Annotated in this window: 17 protein-coding genes; all 17 read left to right on the top strand. The window is 35.3% G+C overall.

The window, feature by feature from the left end; genetic code table 11:
- Positions 1–16 precede the first annotated feature (16 nt).
- The 17 genes from truA (at position 17) to ACYVHJ_RS05405 (ending at position 19459) form a co-directional block, all read left to right on the top strand.
- The gene (gene truA, locus ACYVHJ_RS05485; RefSeq protein WP_460513294.1) at positions 17–850 is read left to right on the top strand and encodes a tRNA pseudouridine synthase A; all 834 of its coding nucleotides are present in this window, start codon (positions 17–19) and stop codon (positions 848–850) included.
- 11 nt (positions 851–861) lie between these two features.
- Positions 862–2637: an ABC transporter ATP-binding protein gene (locus ACYVHJ_RS05480; RefSeq protein ID WP_460513292.1), complete on the top strand. Its 1776-nt coding sequence runs from the start codon at positions 862–864 to the stop codon at positions 2635–2637.
- Positions 2638–2835: 198 nt separating this feature from the next.
- Positions 2836–3426, top strand: a complete 591-nt coding sequence (locus ACYVHJ_RS05475; protein WP_460513290.1) for a hypothetical protein — start codon at positions 2836–2838, stop codon at positions 3424–3426.
- The gene (locus ACYVHJ_RS05470) at positions 3426–3947 is read left to right on the top strand and encodes a hypothetical protein (protein WP_460513287.1); all 522 of its coding nucleotides are present in this window, start codon (positions 3426–3428) and stop codon (positions 3945–3947) included. The genes ACYVHJ_RS05475 and ACYVHJ_RS05470 overlap by 1 nt, the downstream gene beginning before the upstream one ends.
- A 122-nt stretch (positions 3948–4069) precedes the next feature.
- Positions 4070–4606 (top strand): hypothetical protein, encoded by a 537-nt coding sequence (locus ACYVHJ_RS05465; RefSeq protein WP_460513285.1) that lies wholly within the window; start codon positions 4070–4072, stop codon positions 4604–4606.
- A gap of 142 nt (positions 4607–4748) precedes the next feature.
- Positions 4749–5297 carry a hypothetical protein gene (locus ACYVHJ_RS05460; RefSeq protein WP_460513283.1) on the top strand — a complete coding sequence of 183 codons (549 nt, stop codon included), beginning with the start codon at positions 4749–4751 and terminating at the stop codon, positions 5295–5297.
- Positions 5298–5412: 115 nt separating this feature from the next.
- Positions 5413–6441 (top strand): uroporphyrinogen decarboxylase, encoded by a 1029-nt coding sequence (gene hemE / locus ACYVHJ_RS05455; protein WP_460513281.1) that lies wholly within the window; start codon positions 5413–5415, stop codon positions 6439–6441.
- Positions 6442–6664: 223 nt separating this feature from the next.
- The gene (locus ACYVHJ_RS05450; RefSeq protein WP_460513278.1) at positions 6665–7357 is read left to right on the top strand and encodes a sugar transferase; all 693 of its coding nucleotides are present in this window, start codon (positions 6665–6667) and stop codon (positions 7355–7357) included.
- A gap of 326 nt (positions 7358–7683) precedes the next feature.
- Positions 7684–8391 carry a sugar transferase gene (locus ACYVHJ_RS05445; protein ID WP_460513276.1) on the top strand — a complete coding sequence of 236 codons (708 nt, stop codon included), beginning with the start codon at positions 7684–7686 and terminating at the stop codon, positions 8389–8391.
- 409 nt (positions 8392–8800) lie between these two features.
- Entirely contained in the window at positions 8801–9601 is an 801-nt protein-coding gene (locus ACYVHJ_RS05440) for a polysaccharide biosynthesis/export family protein (RefSeq protein WP_460513274.1), read from the top strand.
- A 74-nt stretch (positions 9602–9675) separates the two neighbouring features.
- On the top strand, positions 9676–12042 hold the full coding sequence (locus tag ACYVHJ_RS05435; RefSeq protein ID WP_460513272.1) for a GumC family protein: 2367 nt from the start codon (positions 9676–9678) through the stop codon (positions 12040–12042).
- A 35-nt stretch (positions 12043–12077) separates the two neighbouring features.
- Positions 12078–13454: an MATE family efflux transporter gene (locus ACYVHJ_RS05430; protein ID WP_460513270.1), complete on the top strand. Its 1377-nt coding sequence runs from the start codon at positions 12078–12080 to the stop codon at positions 13452–13454.
- On the top strand, positions 13442–14737 hold the full coding sequence (locus tag ACYVHJ_RS05425) for a glycosyltransferase family protein (protein ID WP_460513268.1): 1296 nt from the start codon (positions 13442–13444) through the stop codon (positions 14735–14737). Before ACYVHJ_RS05430 ends, ACYVHJ_RS05425 begins: the two co-directional genes overlap by 13 nt.
- On the top strand, positions 14737–16002 hold the full coding sequence (locus ACYVHJ_RS05420) for a hypothetical protein (RefSeq protein ID WP_460513266.1): 1266 nt from the start codon (positions 14737–14739) through the stop codon (positions 16000–16002). The genes ACYVHJ_RS05425 and ACYVHJ_RS05420 overlap by 1 nt, the downstream gene beginning before the upstream one ends.
- Before the next feature lie 35 nt (positions 16003–16037).
- Positions 16038–17075 (top strand): hypothetical protein, encoded by a 1038-nt coding sequence (locus tag ACYVHJ_RS05415; RefSeq protein WP_460513264.1) that lies wholly within the window; start codon positions 16038–16040, stop codon positions 17073–17075.
- A gap of 43 nt (positions 17076–17118) precedes the next feature.
- Complete coding sequence (locus ACYVHJ_RS05410) at positions 17119–18426, top strand: glycosyltransferase family protein (RefSeq protein ID WP_460513262.1); 1308 nt, start codon at positions 17119–17121, stop codon at positions 18424–18426.
- 25 nt (positions 18427–18451) lie between these two features.
- Positions 18452–19459: a glycosyltransferase family protein gene (locus tag ACYVHJ_RS05405; protein ID WP_460513260.1), complete on the top strand. Its 1008-nt coding sequence runs from the start codon at positions 18452–18454 to the stop codon at positions 19457–19459.
- The last annotated feature ends 13 nt before the right edge of the window (positions 19460–19472 follow it).

Below are 19472 nucleotides of genomic sequence, written 5' to 3'. Positions count from 1 at the left end.
TCTTTTGACAAAGAAAATGGGTTATTTGAATTTTCGCAAGGAATATTCAAAATCCAACTTGAAATTAGGGTATATTTTTATCTTTGCAGATGAAATGAATGAATCTCCCCGCTATTTTATAGAATTGTCCTATGACGGAAGCAACTACCATGGCTGGCAAAAGCAAAAGAATGCCGTTTCTGTACAAGAAGAATTAGAAAATGCTTTGTCAATCCTTTTTCGCCGGCCCATGAGTATTATGGGAAGTGGCCGTACGGATGCAGGAGTCCATGCCTTGCAACAATTTGCTCATTTTGATGTTAATTTAGATTTCACTAAAGAATATTTCCTAAAAAGAATTAACGGACTATTACCTGATGATATCGCTGTTTTTGATGTTATTCCTGTACATGAAAAAGCTCATGCCAGATTTGATGCCGATTTCAGGAGGTATGAATACCATATTACATTTAGGAAAGACCCTTTTATGATTGGAAAAGCCTGGCATTGTTATTATGACCTTGATTTGGAGGCTATGGCTTCGGCAGTACCGTTACTACTTGGAAGACAGGATTTTGAATGCTTTAGTCGAAAGAAAACAGATGTAAAAACATTTGTGTGTGAAATTAATCATGCTTCCTGGGAACAAACAAGTAACGGTTTGGTCTTTCATATACAGGCCAACCGATTCTTGAGAGGAATGGTTAGGGCAATTGTTGGAACGTTGATAAAAATAGGCAGGGGGCAATTAGAAAGCAGTAGTTTGTCAGAGATAATATCAAGCAAAGACCGAAACTTGGCTGGAAGTGCTGCTCCAGCTCATGGCTTGTTTCTAAGCAAGGTGAATTATCCGGATCTAATTTTAAAGTAAAATCTACCATATTGGGACTTGAAAAAGAAAATATAAAAAGTGGTGACATCATTGACACCAAAGTATTAAAAAAGCTATATACATTCGTAACTCCATATAAAGATCGATTTTATCTTTTGGTGGGACTTACTTTATTACTGGCTTTATTGGCACCAACTCGCCCATTGTTAATTCAAAAAGCCATCGATGATTATGTTACCATAGGTGATGGGGCCGGCTTACTGAAGATGACTTATTTGTTGGTTGGTTTATTACTGGTTCATGCTTTAGTCCAATTTGGACATACTTATCTTTCCGGTTGGATTGGTCAAGTTATTATCCGAGATATTCGGGTAAAATTGTATCGACATTTGTTGAAAATGCGATTGAAATATTTTGACAACACGCCAATTGGTCGGTTGGTTACCAGGAATATATCGGATGTAGAATCACTCTCTGATGTTTTCAGTCAGGGATTGGCTGAAATCATTGGTGACCTTTTGCAGCTGGTAGCCATTTTGGGGGTGATGTTTTATGTGGACTGGCAGCTTACATTAGTTAGTCTTTGTACCCTACCGCTACTAATTATTTCTACTTATATATTTAAAGAAAAAGTAAAAAAATCATTTAACGATGTTAGAAATGCGGTATCTAACTTGAACTCTTTCCTTCAGGAACATATAACCGGAATGAATATTATCCAGGTTTTTAATAGGCAAGAAAGAGAGTATGAGAAATTTCAGACGATCAATAAAGAGCATCGAAAGGCCCATCTTAAGTCTGTCATGTACTATTCTATTTATTACCCCGTTTCTGAAATCATTCAGGCCATCGGGATTGGTTTGGTAGTTTGGTATGGAGCCACTGGTGTATTTGACCTTGAAATAAAAGTTGGGGTCCTCATCTCTTTTATTATGTATTTGCAGTTGTTTTTTAGACCCATAAGAATGATTGCCGACCGATTTAATACGCTTCAAATGGGAGTGGTTAGTTCTTCCAGGATTTTCGGTATATTAGAAAATGACGAGCAAATCCCGGATGAAGGCAATGATTCTCCAGAAAAGGTAAAAGGGAACATTGCTTTTGAAAATGTTTGGTTTGCTTACAATGAGGAAGATTGGGTGTTGAAAGACATAAGTTTTAAAGCCAATCATGGAGAAACCATAGCCCTGGTAGGTGCCACGGGGGCAGGCAAGTCTTCTGTTATCAATCTTATCAGCAGGTTTTACGATATCAATAAAGGTTCGATCCTCCTGGATGGAAGCCCAATAAAGGAGTTTGATTTGGCTACATTACGCAAGCATGTGGGGGTTGTGTTGCAAGATGTTTTTTTATTTTCAGATACTATTTTTCAAAACATTACCCTTGGAAACCCGGATATTACGAAAGAACAAGTTTTGTACGCAGCAGATTTGGTTGGAGCTAGAAGGTTCATAGAGCGTTTACCCGGAGGCTTGGAATACGATGTAAAGGAAAGAGGAGGAACTTTGTCTGTAGGCCAACGTCAACTGATATCCTTTGTAAGGGCTATGGTATATGATCCAGAAATAATAATACTGGATGAAGCAACTTCTTCTGTGGATACAGAAACGGAAGAATTGATTCAGGCTGCCATAGAGAAAATGATGCATGGTAGAACTTCTATTATCATTGCACACCGGTTATCCACCATCCAAAAGGCTGATAAAATATTAGTTCTCAACAAAGGAGAGATCGTAGAACAAGGGACACATGATGTATTGCTAAAGAAAGAAGGATTTTATTCACAATTGTATCAAATGCAGTTGAAATCTGTTGTAGTGGATTGATAAGTATAGGTTTTAACAGAAATGATTTATTCTGTTTTTAGATGAGAAGTCAGATTGATGCACCATTCAAAAATACCCTGAAAAGGAATAAATGATTTGTTTTTAAATCATTGGTAAATTATCAGCTAAACTGTAACTTGTTGACAGGGCATCCGTAAGAATGGAACTATTAAAGTAGCTCAAATTTAGTCAGAACACATGAAATATGTATTGCCTTTACTATTGATGCTTGTTTCTATCGCATCCTTTGGTCAGCAGCATCAGCTGGGTTTAAGGTTAGGTGATCCCTATGGAATTACCTATAAAATACCGTTAAACGACAATTTTTCGTTTGAAGGTGTTGTAGGAAGAGGAAGCCAAAATAGCGGGCAATATTACAGACGTACATTTGAGAATAACAGACCGGTAAGTTCCGCACGATATTTTACCCATCAAGTGTCGGGAGCCGCTTCCCTTCAAGCAAGAGGTATTTATGAAGAATCTTTTTCTGAGGATTTTAATATTTCGAATGGGGAATTGACCGTCTATGCTGGTTTAGGACTTCAGTTTCGATCTGTAAGTATCGATTACTTTTATAACACCCCCAATGCCACTGAAGGTGCCACAGAATTAATACAAAGTCGTTCAAATATTGATTTAGGGCCGGAAATTTTTGTTGGTTCATCCTATTACCTGGATGATTTGCCAATTGCCTTATTTGTTGAAGTGGGCTTTTTGACAGAAATTGTAGACAGGTTGCACCTCAAAGGGCAAGGGGCGATTGGAGCAAGATATTTATTTGGTAATTAATGGTAAAGATAAAAGTTGTTGCAATACTAATCGGTGTTTTATTGATGGTTTTGACCTTGGCGTATTTTTATATGGGAGGATTCAAACCAATTAGCACTAGGCTTACCGATTGTAGTCAAATTAATTTGATAGGGGTGGACTTTGTTGGGACGCCTCAAGATAAAAAGATAGGAAAGCATTTTCAGATGGTTGAAGAAGCAAGAGAAGACAATCCTTTACACACCATATATTATAAAGAGCCGGAAGGAAAAAGAGATACGCTGCATGTTTTTATAGGATATGAACCGAATAATTTAAAGGAAGATAGGGTTGTTAAGCCTTGGAGCCATAAGACCATCCTCTGTACACAAGCCATTGTTGCCAGCCTGGAAATGAATCGTTTTGTAATGCCCGGACCGGAAAAAACCAAAAAAGAAATACTTGCATTTGCAATGGAACAAGGCCTTGAACTAGAAGGTATTTTTATAGATAAAATTATTTCAAACGATTATGTAGAGGTTTGGGCACCCATCAAACCTTGAAAATGAGGCTTGAGAATTACTTTATGCCAATAATATGGAACTAATATTTTATTGTTTATATGTTTTTTTGGTATGGTTTTGGATTTCAAAAAATTAAAATAGGTCAATTAAATTTTAAAATTATGAGTAAAAGTAGTTATTTAATAAGTGCCAAGATGTTTTTGGTTTTTGTCACCGCCTTGGTATTGGTAAGTTGTGAAGGACCTATAGGGCCAATAGGCCCTGCAGGTGAAGATGGAGTAAATATTGTGGGAGAAGTATTTGAAATTGAAGGAGATTTCAATCAGTCCGGCAACTTTGGTATAAGTGGGCAATACGGATTTGATATCTTGGAATCAGACAAAGTACTTATTTACAGATTAGCGGGATTGGATCAAAACAATAATGATATTTGGAAATTGATTCCTCAGGTTGTTTTCCATAGTAATGGTATTTTCTCCTATGATTATGATTTCACTTTTTATGACTATGCGATTTATATGAATGGAGACTTCGACCTCAATACTTTAGAGTCCGGTTATACAGACGCTCAAATATTCAGGGTTTTGATTGTTCCTGCTGATAGAATAGATGTTAGGATGGATTATTCAGATCATAAGGCAGTATTGGAGATGTTAGGTGTAAAAGAAAAAGAGATTGTAAGAAGGAATTCAAATTAAACATCTTTTAAAAGGGGATAAGTAAGGATTTAAACAGTTTGCCTAAGGGTGGACTGTTTTTTTTATATTTTGTTGTAATTCGGGATTTTACACATTATCTTTCATGAAATGCTTGGTGAAATATTGATTTAAATTAAGTTCTATGAAAAAAATTGTATACCTAATTGCCTTGGTGACCATAGCGGTTCTGCCGGCATGTGAAGGTCCTGAAGGGCCACAAGGACCTCCTGGGGTAGATGGGGTTGATGGTGAAGATGGAGTAGATGGAGTGGATGGGATTTCTCTTATAAACCTAGTAGCTGAAACAGAGGTAGACTTTACAGAAGAAAATAGCTTTTCTAATTCATTTGGATTTGAGATAGCTGATAGCGACAACCTTTTGGTGTTTATGTTGTGGAATGTGATTGATGACAAACCACTGTGGAGACCTCTGCCAAACACAGTTTTTCTGGAGGATGGAATTACATTGATGTATAATTATCAGTATACAGCAGATTTTATCAATGTTTATATGACCGGAAATACGGATTTAACTACCGTTTCTGATGATTGGACCTTAAATCATTATATTAGGATTGTTTATTTGCCTGGAGAATTTTTGCAAGAGAATGCCAAATTGGATTTAAATGATTATGAGGCGGTAACCGCAGCTTTAGGTGTTTCTGAATCGGATGTAGTGAAAATAGATTGAGAAATAAATAGCGAGATGAATATTTCAAGAAGGCCATCTCTGAATTTTCAGAGATGGCCTTTATTGTTTATGTCTTGTAGTTCTTTTTTGTGTTAAGTTGAATTATATTTGTGGCATGCAAATAAAGAATGATTTACTCCTTAGGGTTATCAAAGGTGAAGAGGTAGAAAGAACTCCTGTTTGGTTAATGCGTCAAGCCGGTAGGATTTTACCAGAATACAGAGCTGTAAGAGCAAGTGTAAGTGGTTTTATTGAGTTGGCTCAAACACCGGAGTTGGCAGCTGAGGTCACCATCCAGCCTGTGGATCTTTTGGGAGTGGACGCAGCAATCATTTTCTCTGATATCTTGGTGGTTCCTGAAGCTATGGGGCTTCCATATAAAATGATAGAAAAGAAGGGGCCTTGGTTTCCTGAAACCATTGGTTCTTCAGCTGACCTTAAGCGCTTACAAATTGCAGACCCCGAAGAGTCCTTAAACTATGTATTAGAAGCAATTCGCTTAACAAAGAGAGGCCTAAATGGACGTGTGCCATTAATAGGTTTTGCAGGAGCTCCTTGGACTATATTTGCTTATATGGTGGAAGGGTCTGGGAGTAAAACTTTTTCTAAAGCCAGGGGGATGTTGTATCAAAATCCCGAATTGGCACATCAGCTTTTAGATAAGATCACAAAAACAACCATCAAATACTTAAAGGCCCAAGTAGTGGCGGGTGCAAACTTGGTGCAAGTGTTTGACAGTTGGGCAGGTATTCTACCTCCTTATCAATACAAAGAATTTTCAATGGAATATATCAAGCGAATATGTGAGGCAATCACTGAGGTGCCTGTCACTGTTTTTGCAAAAGGTGCCTATTTCGCTTTAGAAGATATTAAGAATCTAGCCTGTGATGTGGTAGGGCTTGATTGGAACATGGATATCAGAACCGTAAGTGCTCAAATGAAAGGAGAAAAGGTTCTACAAGGTAACCTGGACCCGGCTGTCTTGTATGCTTCAGATGAAGTACTGATCAGACAAACTAAAGAAATGCTTGATCAATTTAAAGGAGAAAGGCATATTGCTAATCTAGGTCATGGCGTGTATCCTGATATTTCCCCTGAAAAAGTAAAACTCTTTATTCAGACCGTAAAAGAATTTACCAGCTGAATTAATTAGCGTACATCTGTATAGCAGTTTACCTTTAATTAACAAATTGACCCACCCGATAGGCCCAAATCAGGTGGGTCTTTGTGGTTTTGTATGGGTTTGTCTGATTATAAATCTTTTAAATTATTTGTAAATTCCGGCATTGCTGAATATATTTGCTTTATTGTATTTCAAATACATTAAAACGAGTTATGGTTTTTACCGGTGATTTACAAGTCATATCATGGAACAATTTTTAAGAAAAAAGGACGAGCCGGAATTTTTATCGAAGAGACTTAGTGGCTATATTACTCCAGATGGAAGAATTTTTCTTAGTGATAATTTTAATCTTTTAGTAAAAAGAGGTTTTGACCTGGTTTTTTCAATGGTTTTTATAACCTTCATCATGTCTTGGTTATTTCCCGTAATAGCCCTTTTAATAAGACTGGATTCTAAGGGTCCGATTTTGTATAAGCAGTTGAGACATGGCAGAGGAAACAAAACATTTAGGTGTTATAAGTTTAGGACCATGATTAAAAACAAAGAGTCTGACACCAAGCAAGCTACCAAAGATGATATTCGTATAACCAGATTTGGGAAATTTTTAAGAAAGTCAAGTCTTGATGAAATCCCACAGTTTTTCAATGTCTTACTTGGAGAGATGTCCGTGATTGGTCCGAGACCGCATGCGGTCCCGATGAATTATATGTTTTCTACAGATATTAGCAATTATATGTTTAGGCATGCAGTAAAGCCTGGCATATCAGGTTTGGCTCAATCAAAGGGATTTAGAGGAGAAATTTTAAGTTTTTATGATATTTACGGCAGAATAAAACTAGATCATTTTTACATCAGGAATTGGTCATTAGTTTTTGATTTTAAAATTTTGTTTTGGACTATTGGTGCTGTTCTAAGAAAAAATGGGGCTGCCTATTAATTTCTTGGTTTTTTTTATATTTCAGTTCAATGCTTTGGTTCACTTAATTGGTTTGTGTTAAATTTTAGTGATTTACGGGAATACACCGAATCTTTCATTCATTCTAAAAGGATTTATTATAGGCAGTTCGTGTCTTGATATTTGTTTTTGAAACCACAAAAATGGATTTTATATACAAAAAAAACCTTTTTAATAATTTTTTTTTCTTTTTTTCCTTGCATTGCGAAAAATGCTTTATATATTTGTAAAAATGTATTTCAAACATACATTAATGTTTTTTAAATAGATAATAAGGTTTCTGTGAGGATTCGTAAAGATTGTTAGAGATGGAAAATGTTTTAATAGACCAAAAAATAGGTCGAACCTTAGAAGAGAAAAATTTTGTAAAAGCTCCAGTACACAAAGAAATCGAAATTCTGTATGGTCGTAATGATAAGTACAGTAAAAGATTGGGAAAAAGGATTTTTGATATAGGAGTATCTGTTTTCACTTTAATTTTTGTGTTGTCTTGGTTGTTTCCAATTATTGCTATTTTAATTAAAATGGATTCGAAAGGCAGCGTGTTTTTCAAACAATTGAGGCATGGGAAAAATAATCAGTTGTTCTATTGCTATAAATTTAGAACTATGGTTAAAAACAATGATGCTGACACGAAACAGGCCACAGTAAATGATGCTAGAATTACTCGGATAGGGCGGTTTTTAAGAAAATCTAGCCTTGATGAATTGCCTCAAGTATTTAATGTAATTTTAGGAGATATGTCTATAGTTGGGCCTAGGCCTCAGGCTGTTCCAATGAATATTGAATTTGCTAAAGAAATAGATAACTTTATGTTTCGGCATCATGTTAAACCTGGAATAACAGGTTTGTCTCAAAGCAAAGGATATAGAGGGGAGATTTCAAGTTTTACTGAGTTGTATTCTCGATATAGGTTAGACAGCTTTTATGTAAGAAAATGGAATTTAATTTTTGATATAAAGATAGTAATCGAAACAGCAGTATCATTAATATCTAAAAGTGACAAAGCCTACTAAAAGTTAAAAAAAGGGTCAAACAGCTGAATAAAATCAAATCCTTTCTCCCGGAGGTGGGGCGGTATAAGTGCAGATGTAGGAACTGAATTTGAAGCCGACTTAGCTTAGATAAGTGAAATCAGAATAAGCAAGTTTCTAAAAAAGGCTTAACTTGATCAAACATCAAATTTAATAATTTTGTGTCGGTAAAAAGTTTACTAAATAGAAATTATTTTTTTAGGCACTAAGTTTAAATTGTAATGGGTAGATTTGTCCATTATTCTATTAAATTCTTACTTCTCAGTTCTTATTGTTCTGATAATTAAGTAACTTGCGGGGTGTTTAAATAAATGTCCATTAAACTATTTTTAACTTTTTTCCCAATTTGACCATTCAACGGCTAAAACCCATTAAACAGTTTTATTAACAAATGAAAAACAATAGCTTAATTAGAATTTTGACTTTTATAATCCTCTTTTCGGGAATATTTGGATGTGCGAAAAGAAACCTGGTTTATTTCAGTGATATAGAAACAGGTAGTAGCTACTCTACTAATATAAGTCAGGTTGAGGAACCGGTTATCCAAAGTGGTGATTTAATTAAAATTGTGGTAAGTACTCAAAGTCCGGAGTCGAATTTACTTTTCAATTCAGGGGTTATTTCTAATGATTCGCAGAATAGGATGATGAGTCAGCAATTGCCTGCCAATGAGGGGTATCTAGTAGACAAAAATGGTCAAATTAACTTTCCTGTAATTGGGAAGATTGATATTGAAGGTTTTACAAGGGAAGAAGCAACTTTAAAAATGACAGAGTTGCTAGAAGAATATGTAAAAGATCCAATTATTAATATTCAATATTTGAATTTTAAGATTACGGTAATTGGCGAAGTGGCTAATCCCAATACTTTCACCCTAGCTACAGACAGAATCAGTATTCTTGAAGCTTTAGGTTTAGCAGGTGATATGACGCAATACGGTAAGAGAGAAAATGTACTTCTGATCCGTGACCAAGATGGAGTTCGGAAAGCAGTTAGGCTCAATCTTAATGACAAGTCTATATTAAATTCTCCTTATTTTATGCTTCAGCAAAATGACGTTTTATATGTGGAGCCGGATAAAATTAAATCCGTTCAAGCAAGCACCAATCAACGAACGTTAACTATTTTAAGTATTTTAGTTTCATTTGGAGTTTCCCTAATGTTTAATTTACGGTATATCCTTAACGAGTAAAAGTTTAACCTCACCTTTTTATATAAATAGAAAATTAACCTGGTTGTAAACCATCGGTTCAAATTGTGAACCTTATGAAAAAATCTGATATTTTATCCGATCTATTACTGGATGGATTTATAGACCAAGACGCAAGACCTATGGATTTTAAATTGATAATATTGAGCTACGTAAAATACTGGTGGTTGTTTTTGCTATCCATTATCTTATTTATAAGCTTGGCCTTTGCATACTTGTTCTTTTCTACACCCTTGTACAGTATATCTAGCTCCATTCTTATTAAAATAGATGGGAGCTCAGATTTCACGCAAAACACAGTGTACAGCGAATTAGAAGCTTACGAGACTAATAAACAGGTGGAGAATGAAATGGAAATTTTAGCATCTTACAGCTTAATGAGAGATGCTGTTGAAGAATTGCCGCTTGACTATTTTTTCTATACAGAAGATAAGTATTCTAGGTTGAAGGAATTGTATGGCTATAACGTTCCCGTAAGCGTCAAGACATTATTAAAAAAGCCGGATGTTGGTCAGTATCCTGAGGAGGTAAGGGTAAGTGTGAAACCATTTGATGATCACTTTATTTTAATTCAAGAAAATAACAAAGAGAAAGCTTACCAGTATGGTGAGTTGATAGAAAATTGGTATGGTGAGATTAAAATCAATAAATCGGAAACTTACCAAGGTGAGATGCCGGAACTTCTCCATATCTATTTTAAAAATAAAGACTATGTCGCCGGGTTGTATAGAGGGCGAATACAGGTTAATTTATCCCAAAGATTTGCATCTGTATTTAATATTTCATTAGTAGATGCTGTTCCAGAAAAAGGCAAAGATGTACTAAATAAGTTGATTGAACAATACAATCTTCAGGCAGTAAAAGAGAAAAACGTAACTGCAAGTAACACCATTGATTTCATAGATTCTCAGTTGGATACTTTAACGAAAGAGTTAAATAACATTGAAAGGAGAATCGAAGAATATAGGAGGTCGAACAATATTTCTGACATGGGAACCGAAAATTCTCTGATGGTTCAAAATAGTAAAGAAATTGAAACTCAACTTTCAGAAATCAAAACTCAGATGGAGGTTTTGGACTACTTGGAAGAATACCTAAGGGATCCGGCCAGCTCTGGAGTGGAAGTAGCTTCAAACTTATCTATAATTGATGAGACATTAACCAGTTTGGTAGATGAGTTTAACCGGCTTCAAAATGAAAGACAACGCTTATTGAGGACAGTTCAACCAAATAACCCTTTGGTAACTACTATCGAAGTTCAATTGGAGAGCCTTAAAAACAATATTGGTACAAATATCGCCAATATGAAAAATGGTTTAAGAATTGAAAGTCAAAATCTTAAGGCTAATTTGGATCAAATTAATAGTAGAATTTCAAATGTGCCTGAAATTGAAAGGGGATTATTGGAGTTATCCAGGGAGCAAAGTAGGAAACAAACCCAGTACAATTACCTTCAATCTAAAAAAGAAGAAGCAAATTTATCTTTGGCCACAACTACTGTTTCAAATGCCCGAGTAATCGATAAAGCGTCTTCTAGTGCTTCACCAGTAAAGCCTAATAAAATGGTAATTATTGGAATGGCCCTCATTGTAGGTTTTATTTGCCCTCTAGGATTTGTTTATATTAAAAATGCTTTGAATAGTAAAATCACCCACAAGTCTCAAGTACAAGACATTACCGAAGTTCCAATACTATCTGAAATAAGCAACTACCCTAACGGTGGTGAATTATTGGCTATTTCTGAGAAGAGAAGAACGCCAATTGCTGAGCAATTTAGATTGTTAAGAACCAATCTCAAGTATGTAGCTGAAGGCAAAGATGAAAGGGTATTAATGATCACTTCCAGCATTAGTGGTGAAGGAAAGACGTTTTTTAGTTTAAACCTCGGCGCAAGTTTGAGCATTGCTAAAAAGAAAGTGGTAGTACTTGAGTTTGATTTGCGAAAGCCTGCGCTACTTAAGAGTGTAAATATGAAAACCAAGCTTGGCATTGCTGACTATTTGTCTAATGACAATGTGAAAATAGATGATATAATCCATGATTTTAAGAAGGTTGATGGACTATCTTTAATTGGATGTGGAAATATCCCTGAAGATCCTGCAGAATTAACCTTAGATGATAAGGTTGAGGTACTAATTAGCCGATTGAAGGAAAGATTTGATTATATAATTATTGATACTGCACCGGTAGGAACGGTCACAGATGCATTTAACTTGGCACCCTATTGCGACAGGACATTGTTCATGGTTCGATATAATTTTACGAGAAAGGAGAATATTATTTTTATGGAAGACATTGACATAAAACATAAGCTAAGAAATACTTCTTTGGTCATGAATGATGCCAAACAAGCCAATGGCTATTATGGTTATTCGTACGGTTATTATCCGGAAGATAAAAAAACTGCAAAAATTTCTGTGTGATTTTTTAAGCTATTGTATATATTTTTCTATTTCGAATGAGGAAATTGTTTTCATCTATTTATCAATACTTTAACAAATTTCTTGCTAAAGGTAATGCACGAACTGTTCTTGCCAAAAAGAATATTATTGGCTCTATTTTAATAAAAGGGGGGAGTATTGCCGTTAGTTTGGTAATGGTACCATTAACCATTGATTATGTCAACCCTACAAGGTATGGGATATGGTTGGCATTAAGTTCCATTGTAGGCTGGTTTAGTTTTTTCAATGTTGGCATGACCCATGGGTTGAGAAATAAATTTGCTGAAGCCAGAACTAAAGGAGATAAAGAAGCTGCTAGGATGTATATTAGTACAACCTATGCCGTTTTAACCATAGTTTTCACTGCTGTATGGCTGGTGTTTTTAATCGTAAACCCCTTCCTGGATTGGGTTGAAATTTTGAACGCTTCATCCGAAATGAGGATGGAACTTTCCATTCTAGCCATTATAATATTCACCTATTTTTGTATGCAATTTGTATTGAAAATTATCAATACATTGGTGACTGCAGACCAAGCACCGGCTAAAGCTTCGCTTATCAACTTTTTAGGCCAAATTATTTCATTATTGGTAATAGTCATTTTGGTTTACACCACCGAGGGCTCACTTATTAATCTTGGACTCGCATTATGTATTGCCCCGATCGCAGTACTTCTTTTAGCCAATTTTTTCTTATTCAAAACGGATTATAAAGAATTTAGGCCATCAATTAAGCATGTCAATTTATCCCAATCCAAAAATTTATTTAGTTTAGGTCTGGTTTTTTTTGTGATTCAAATTGCAAGCCTAATTCAATATCAAACCTCCAATATTATAATTGCACAAAGTTTCGGTCCTTATGAAGTGACTACTTACAATGTGGTTTATAAGTACTTTAATATTTTAGGCATGGGATTTGGGATCTTCCTCACACCATTTTGGTCCGCTTCTACCGATGCATTTTTTAAAAACGATATCAAATGGATTAAGAAAGCGACAATTAAATACTTACAAATAGGTTTATTATTTGTATTGGGTGGAGTAATAATGTTGCTCATTTCTGACACGGTTTACAGGGTATGGTTAAAAGGTCAAGTAGACATTGATTTTACACTTTCATTGTGGGGGTTATTGTTTTTTACTTCCTTTATGTTTGCCAGTATTTTTGTAAACTTTTTAAATGGGATTAGTGCACTTAAGATACAGTTTTGGGCAAGCCTAATAAGCCCTTTGGTATTTATTGGTTCAGCATATTTGCTTATTGATTATTATGGTATGGGAGTACACGCACTTTTCATTTCCTCGTTGATAGCTAGTTTTAATGGAATAATTGTTGCGCCACTGCAATATTACCTTATTATATACAAGAAAAAGAAAGGAATATGGATCAGGTAGACGGTGTAAATACCATGGGAAAATTGGATCAATTGGAAAATTGGGGAAAAAATAAGCGTGTTGTTCATTTGCAATACGGTTCTAGTCCCTCAGGTAATTATGTTTTAAGGTATCACGAAGCCTTTTTAGAGCGAGGTTTTGAATCTTATGTGCTTTCTTTACATTCTAATGTTCATGGAGATCCAAGGGTTCAAGCTGTTGGGAAAAAAGGAGTACTCATAAGAAAAGTAAACCAAAAAATTCAGGATTTCTATACCCGAAAAATTGATAAAAATGCCGGAGGTTTTGCCCTTTCCCTTTTAGGGAGTGATGTAACGAAACACGAATGGATCCTAAAAGCTGATTTTATTTATGTTCACTGGATTCTTGGAGGCTTTATCAGTATTGATGGCCTAGAAAAAATTGCTAAATTGAATAAACCGATGATATTGGTCATGCATGACATGTGGACCATCACCGGGGGCTGTTTTCATAGTTTCGATTGTCAGAAATTCTTAACACATTGCGGGAATTGCCCTATGTTTCCGGAGGATAAAGAAAAAGACTTGTCTTATAAACAGTTTGATGAGAAATTGAAATTTTATTCAGGTTATAACAATTTGTTCTTTGTAGCTCCTAGTAAATGGCTCTTTAATCTTGCGAAAAAAGGTGCATTGCTAAAAGATAAGCCTGTTTTTCGGATTCCAAACCCATTGGATACTAATCTATTTAAGCCATTTGATAAGAAGGTTGCCAAAAAGATCTTGAATATTGATAAATACCAACATGTCATTTCTTTTGGAGCCAATAAAATTACCAGCCCTTATAAAGGTTGGAAATACCTGATGGATGCGTTAAAAAAATTGAAAAATAACCATCCAAATCTTGACGTATGTCTTTTAATTTTTGGTAGTGGTCCAAATAAAGAAATCCAAGAGTCCATTCCATTCCCATGTAAGTTTATGGGCTTTATAACTGATGATTATACCACAAATCTTGTCTATAATGCATCCAATGTTTTTGTGGCACCTTCCTTAGCTGACAACTTGCCCACCACCATATTAGAAAGTTTGGCCTGCGGTACAGCTGTGGTAGGCTTTGATGTTGGAGGAATTCCGGACATGATTGCCCACAAGAAAAATGGATATTTGGCCAAGTATAAAGACGAAAATGATCTATCTAATGGGTTAAACTATTGCCTTTCCAATGAGTTGGAGGGTTACTTGTTGCCAGAGTTTCAAAAAGCTGAAGTGATAAACCAGCACATTAGTCTAATGAAAAATGCTGACAATAATAAAAGTTAGTGAGAAAAGCAGAGAAATATAATGCCGAATTAAAGCAGTTTTTGCAGTCCGATAGGAATGAACTTATCGCGATAAATGTATTCTGGCTGGGGTTTATTACCTATATCGCTAGTTCTACAATACTTTCTACCAAGGAAATGCCTTTTATGCTGTTCCAGCCGCTACAGATGTTAGGTTTGCTAGCTATTTTTTCCTCCAGTACCTATTTAGTTAAACCCAATTTTGAATCTGAATATTTAAAGATATTTTTCTTTCTATTTGCATTTTGGGCCCTAGTGATTCTTTTTAGAGGGTTTTCATTTAATAAGGATACTTTAAAGTTAATTCTATTGAATCCATGGTTTGGGGGGATGTTTTATTTAGTGCCTCTTATTTTACTATTTAGAAGAAGTTTCTTATTATATAAAAAAATATTCTCTGTTATTATTATCCTTAGTGTTATTTTTCTTTTGTACAGTTTATTGTTTCGAGGGATACTAACAGAGGTTATTCCTGATGATAGAAACCGTAGTGTAGTTGAGTATTTTACTAAATCGTTGGGTATAACAGCTTTGTTTATGCTTTTTACTCATATGTACCATTCCAAAACCAAGAACTTAATTGCTTTTGTAACAGTTTTGGTTGTTTTGGTTCTAGGGGTAATTCGGGCGAGAAGGGGAGTCTTGTTTATGGGAGTTTTGGGATTACTCTTTGCCGGATTTCTCTATTTTATTAGTGCCAAATCTAAGCTTTTGTCTGGTACCTTGCTTGTAGGCTTGCTTTTAATAGCAATTGTTGGTGGGGTATATGTATTTTTAAATGTTGAACTTGAAGCCTTGTACTATTTACAGGATAGGGGGGTTACTGATACCCGTACAGGCATCGAGGTTTATTTTTACAAAGACATGCAAGGTTTGGATTGGGTGATTGGAAGGGGTATGCTGGGGCAATATTATTGTCCTACTATGGAATCAGGGAATTATAGAGGGACTGTGGAAACGGATTACCTAAATATGATTTTAAAGGGCGGGATTATTAATCTTGGTTTATTGCTAGTGATTATTGTACCGGCCATATTTTTGGGTTTATTTAGTTCCAAAAATTATTTAACCAAAGCATTTGCCTTCTGGATTTTATTTTGGCTTATAAATACCCATCCCTCAACTGTTCAGGTGTTTACGTTAAATTATATTTTAGTATGGTTGGGAGTAGGGGTTTGTTACTCCTCTTTTATAAGAAATATTCCAGAAAAAGAGATGAAATCCTTTTTTAAACCTGTTGATTGATATTAGATTTTTAGATAAAAAGATCAGGATTTACTATGAAAAATATAGCGATAGTTACCAAACCAAATTATTCAAGTCCCAGAATCTTGGCAAATTGCTTGCACAATTTCTTTTCTCAAGCAGAAGGGGTTCGATCTGAGGTGTTTTACGAACTATTTGTTTTTAAGCGACTGTTGAGTTATTCCAAGGTAGCTAAGAATTATAATTACTTTATTTGGAAGGGCTATCAATTGATGCATTATATTCAAGATCAATTGTTTTTGCGGAAATTAAAAAAGTATGATGCCGTAATAATTGTTGAATGCAGCCCCAAGGCCTTCTTAAACGATTCGTTTGATTTCGTTAGGTTAAGAGATAAATTACCTGGAGTGCCTCTCATCTTTCACGAGGTATATTATTTAGGGAATGCCCCAACAATGGTTACCTATTTAAATGAGGGGGTGCACCATCAAGAAGATATTTTCGATTGGCATTTATCAGTTTCAGAAGTAACTGAAATTAGGAGTAAACCAAAGGCTCCTTGGAGCCAAGTAGGTTTATATTTGAAAAGTACGGGATTGGCCCCGGTCCCCAAAAAGGAACACCTAGCTCTTATAGATTTTTACAGAGAAGGATACGAAAAAGAACGAAATGAGCAAATAAAGGCACTGGAAGCCGTAGGTATTCCTTATATTGAATTGTCCGGTACTTATACTATTGATGAAATCCGAGAAGTATATAAAAAGGCTACTTTTTATTTTTTACAATTCCCGGAATCTTTTGGCTTGCCAATTGCTGAATGCTTAAGTTGTGGGGCCTATGTTTTCACTCCGGATACTTCTTGGGGAATGGCTTGGCGTCAAAATGAAGAAGTGGAAATTCATGGGCCCGGTAAACTTGCAGATTGTTTTGTAGTGTATAATGGACAGGAAGATTTGCAAAAAAAATTGCAAAAATATAAAACTGAATACGATTTAGAGATAACACCGGGAAAGGTTTTTCAAATATTTACAGACAATTATCCAGATTATTATTATGGAAATAAGGCTGAGCTAAATCAGTTTATCAACAAGTTGAAAAGTGGTACCTTCTAAATAGTTAAAACCTTCTTTTTATTAATAATCAGTTTATCATAATATGAATTTTCCAAAAGTATTAATTCTTAATCAACCTTTTAACAATGTTTCCGGAGGAGGGATTACTTTGTCAAATTTGTTTAAAGGATGGGAAAAAGATCATCTTGCAGTAGTTTGTTTGGGTACTCTTTTAAATGAGAAGACGAGGTTAGATATTTGTGATCAATACTATCAATTAGGCGAAAAGGAACATCTGTGGAAGTTTCCTTTAAGCTTGATGAAAAGGAAGTATCCTTCCGGGCCAATTAGCTTAAACGAAGAGAAAAAAAATGTCCAAACTATCCAAAAATCACCCCTTAGGGTGAAACTTTTAAAGGAGTATATCAACCCTGCCTTAAAATGGTTAGGCGTATCGGATTGGGCATCTACCATTCAGTTATCCCCTGAATTGAAAAAATGGCTTGATGGCTATAATCCCGATGTGATTTATGCACAAGCTCAAAGAAGGGAAGCCATTGTATTTTGTACCCTTATCCAGCGTTATCTAAATAAACCGATGGTATTCCATATGATGGACGATTGGTTGGAGGTTTTACCTGAATATGGTATGCTAGGTGGGTATTGGCATAAAGTAGTCGATCAGGAGTTTAGGAAAATGTTAGGGGCCTGCACCAGACATTTTAGTATTAGTGAACCTATGGCTGAGGCTTATCAAGAAAGGTACGGGTACTCTTTTTCTACGTATCATAATCCCATAGAACTTGATTTTTGGAGTAAAAGTCAGCGGACAAAATTTGAATTTGGAGATAAGATCCAAATACTATATGCCGGCCGGATGGGCTTGGGGATTCAGAGCTCCCTTGAGACTATGGCAAAATGCTTGGAGGAAATCAATAAGGAAAGCTCAACAGCTATTGAGTTGGTACTTCAAGTTGGGCAGAAACCGGATTGGATTAATAAATACAGTTGTGTTACCCATCGTGGTTTTGTGCCTTACGAGGAATTGCCCAATCGATTTTCAGAGGCAGATATTTTGTTTTTACCTTATGATTTCACTCCTTCTGCTAATGCCTTTATCAAATATTCCATGCCTACTAAGGCATCAGAATATATGATTTGCGGAACACCGGTGCTGATTTTTGCTCCGGAAGATACTGCTTTGGTTACTTATGCGAAAGCTTACCAATGGGCTCAGGTAGTAACAAAGAATGAAGTTCAGGCTTTAAAATTGGGTCTGTTGGAATTAATCAACAAGAAATCTTTGAGAGAGGAGATTTCAAAGGCAGCTATAAAAATAGCAGAGGAACGCCACGATGCAACTAAGGTTAGGAAACAATTTAGGGAAGAACTTTCTGCATTAGTCAATTAGAACAATCAGTAAAAACCAGATTAAAATGGCAGCTATTTTTTTATATCCAAAGATAGATAAGGTGATTGGCTCACCCAATCCCTATGTTTCCAATTTTCAGGAAGCATTGGCCAAAAGTCACCATGTGGTTAATGCCAAGTCACCAAATCGTGGGATTTTGAGTTTTTTCACCCATTTTTTTAAAGCAGATTTATTCATTCTTAATTGGCCTGAAACCATTCCGGAGAAAAAGTTTGGAGGTGTTCAAAAAAAACTCTTCATGTTGTTTTTAAAGTTGGTAAAAGGTTACTCCAAAAAGATTGTATGGATTTTGCATAATAAAGGTTCCCATCATAAGGGGGATAATCCAGTGACAAAAAAAATGTTTGATGTGCTTATGTCACATTCAGATTATATTATTACACATTCTTATGCGGGTAAAGATTTTGTTTCGTCAACTTATCCAAATTATATTTCTAAAGTGCATGTTATTCCTCACCCATTGACAAAAAAACTAGGGGAATACCGACAAGGAGAGAAAAAATTTGATTTTCTTATTTGGGGAAGTGTTTTCCCTTACAAAGGCATTGATGTCTTTTTAGCCTATTTGCAAGAAACCCCTGCCCTTAAGAAGGCAAAAGTATTGATAGTAGGAAGGTGTACTGATGCTAAATATAAAAGTAAAATTCTTTCAATTTTGCCTAAAAATGCTGAATTTAAAGATGAATTATTGAGTTTGGAAGAGATAGCAGCTTATACGGCCCAAGCACGATTTACCTTGTTTACTTATAAATCTCAAACGGTTATAAGTTCCGGTTCATTGATAGACAGTATACGAATGGGTGCCGTAATTCTAGGTCCGGATCACGGGGCCTTTAAGGACATGAAAGATTTGGCATTTATGCACACATTCAAAGATTTTAATGAAATTCCCAAGATAATCTCTGAATTTGATCCCGGTGATGAACAAATAGAAGGAGATAGAAATACTTTTATGAATCAAAACACCTGGTCTAATTTTGTTAAAAAAATTGGAAATATTACAGGTATCTAAACATTATTTAATT

Source organism: Cyclobacterium sediminis, assembly GCF_054781075.1.
Note: the sequence above shows the minus strand (reverse complement) of the source record. Positions and strands in the feature narration are given on the sequence as shown.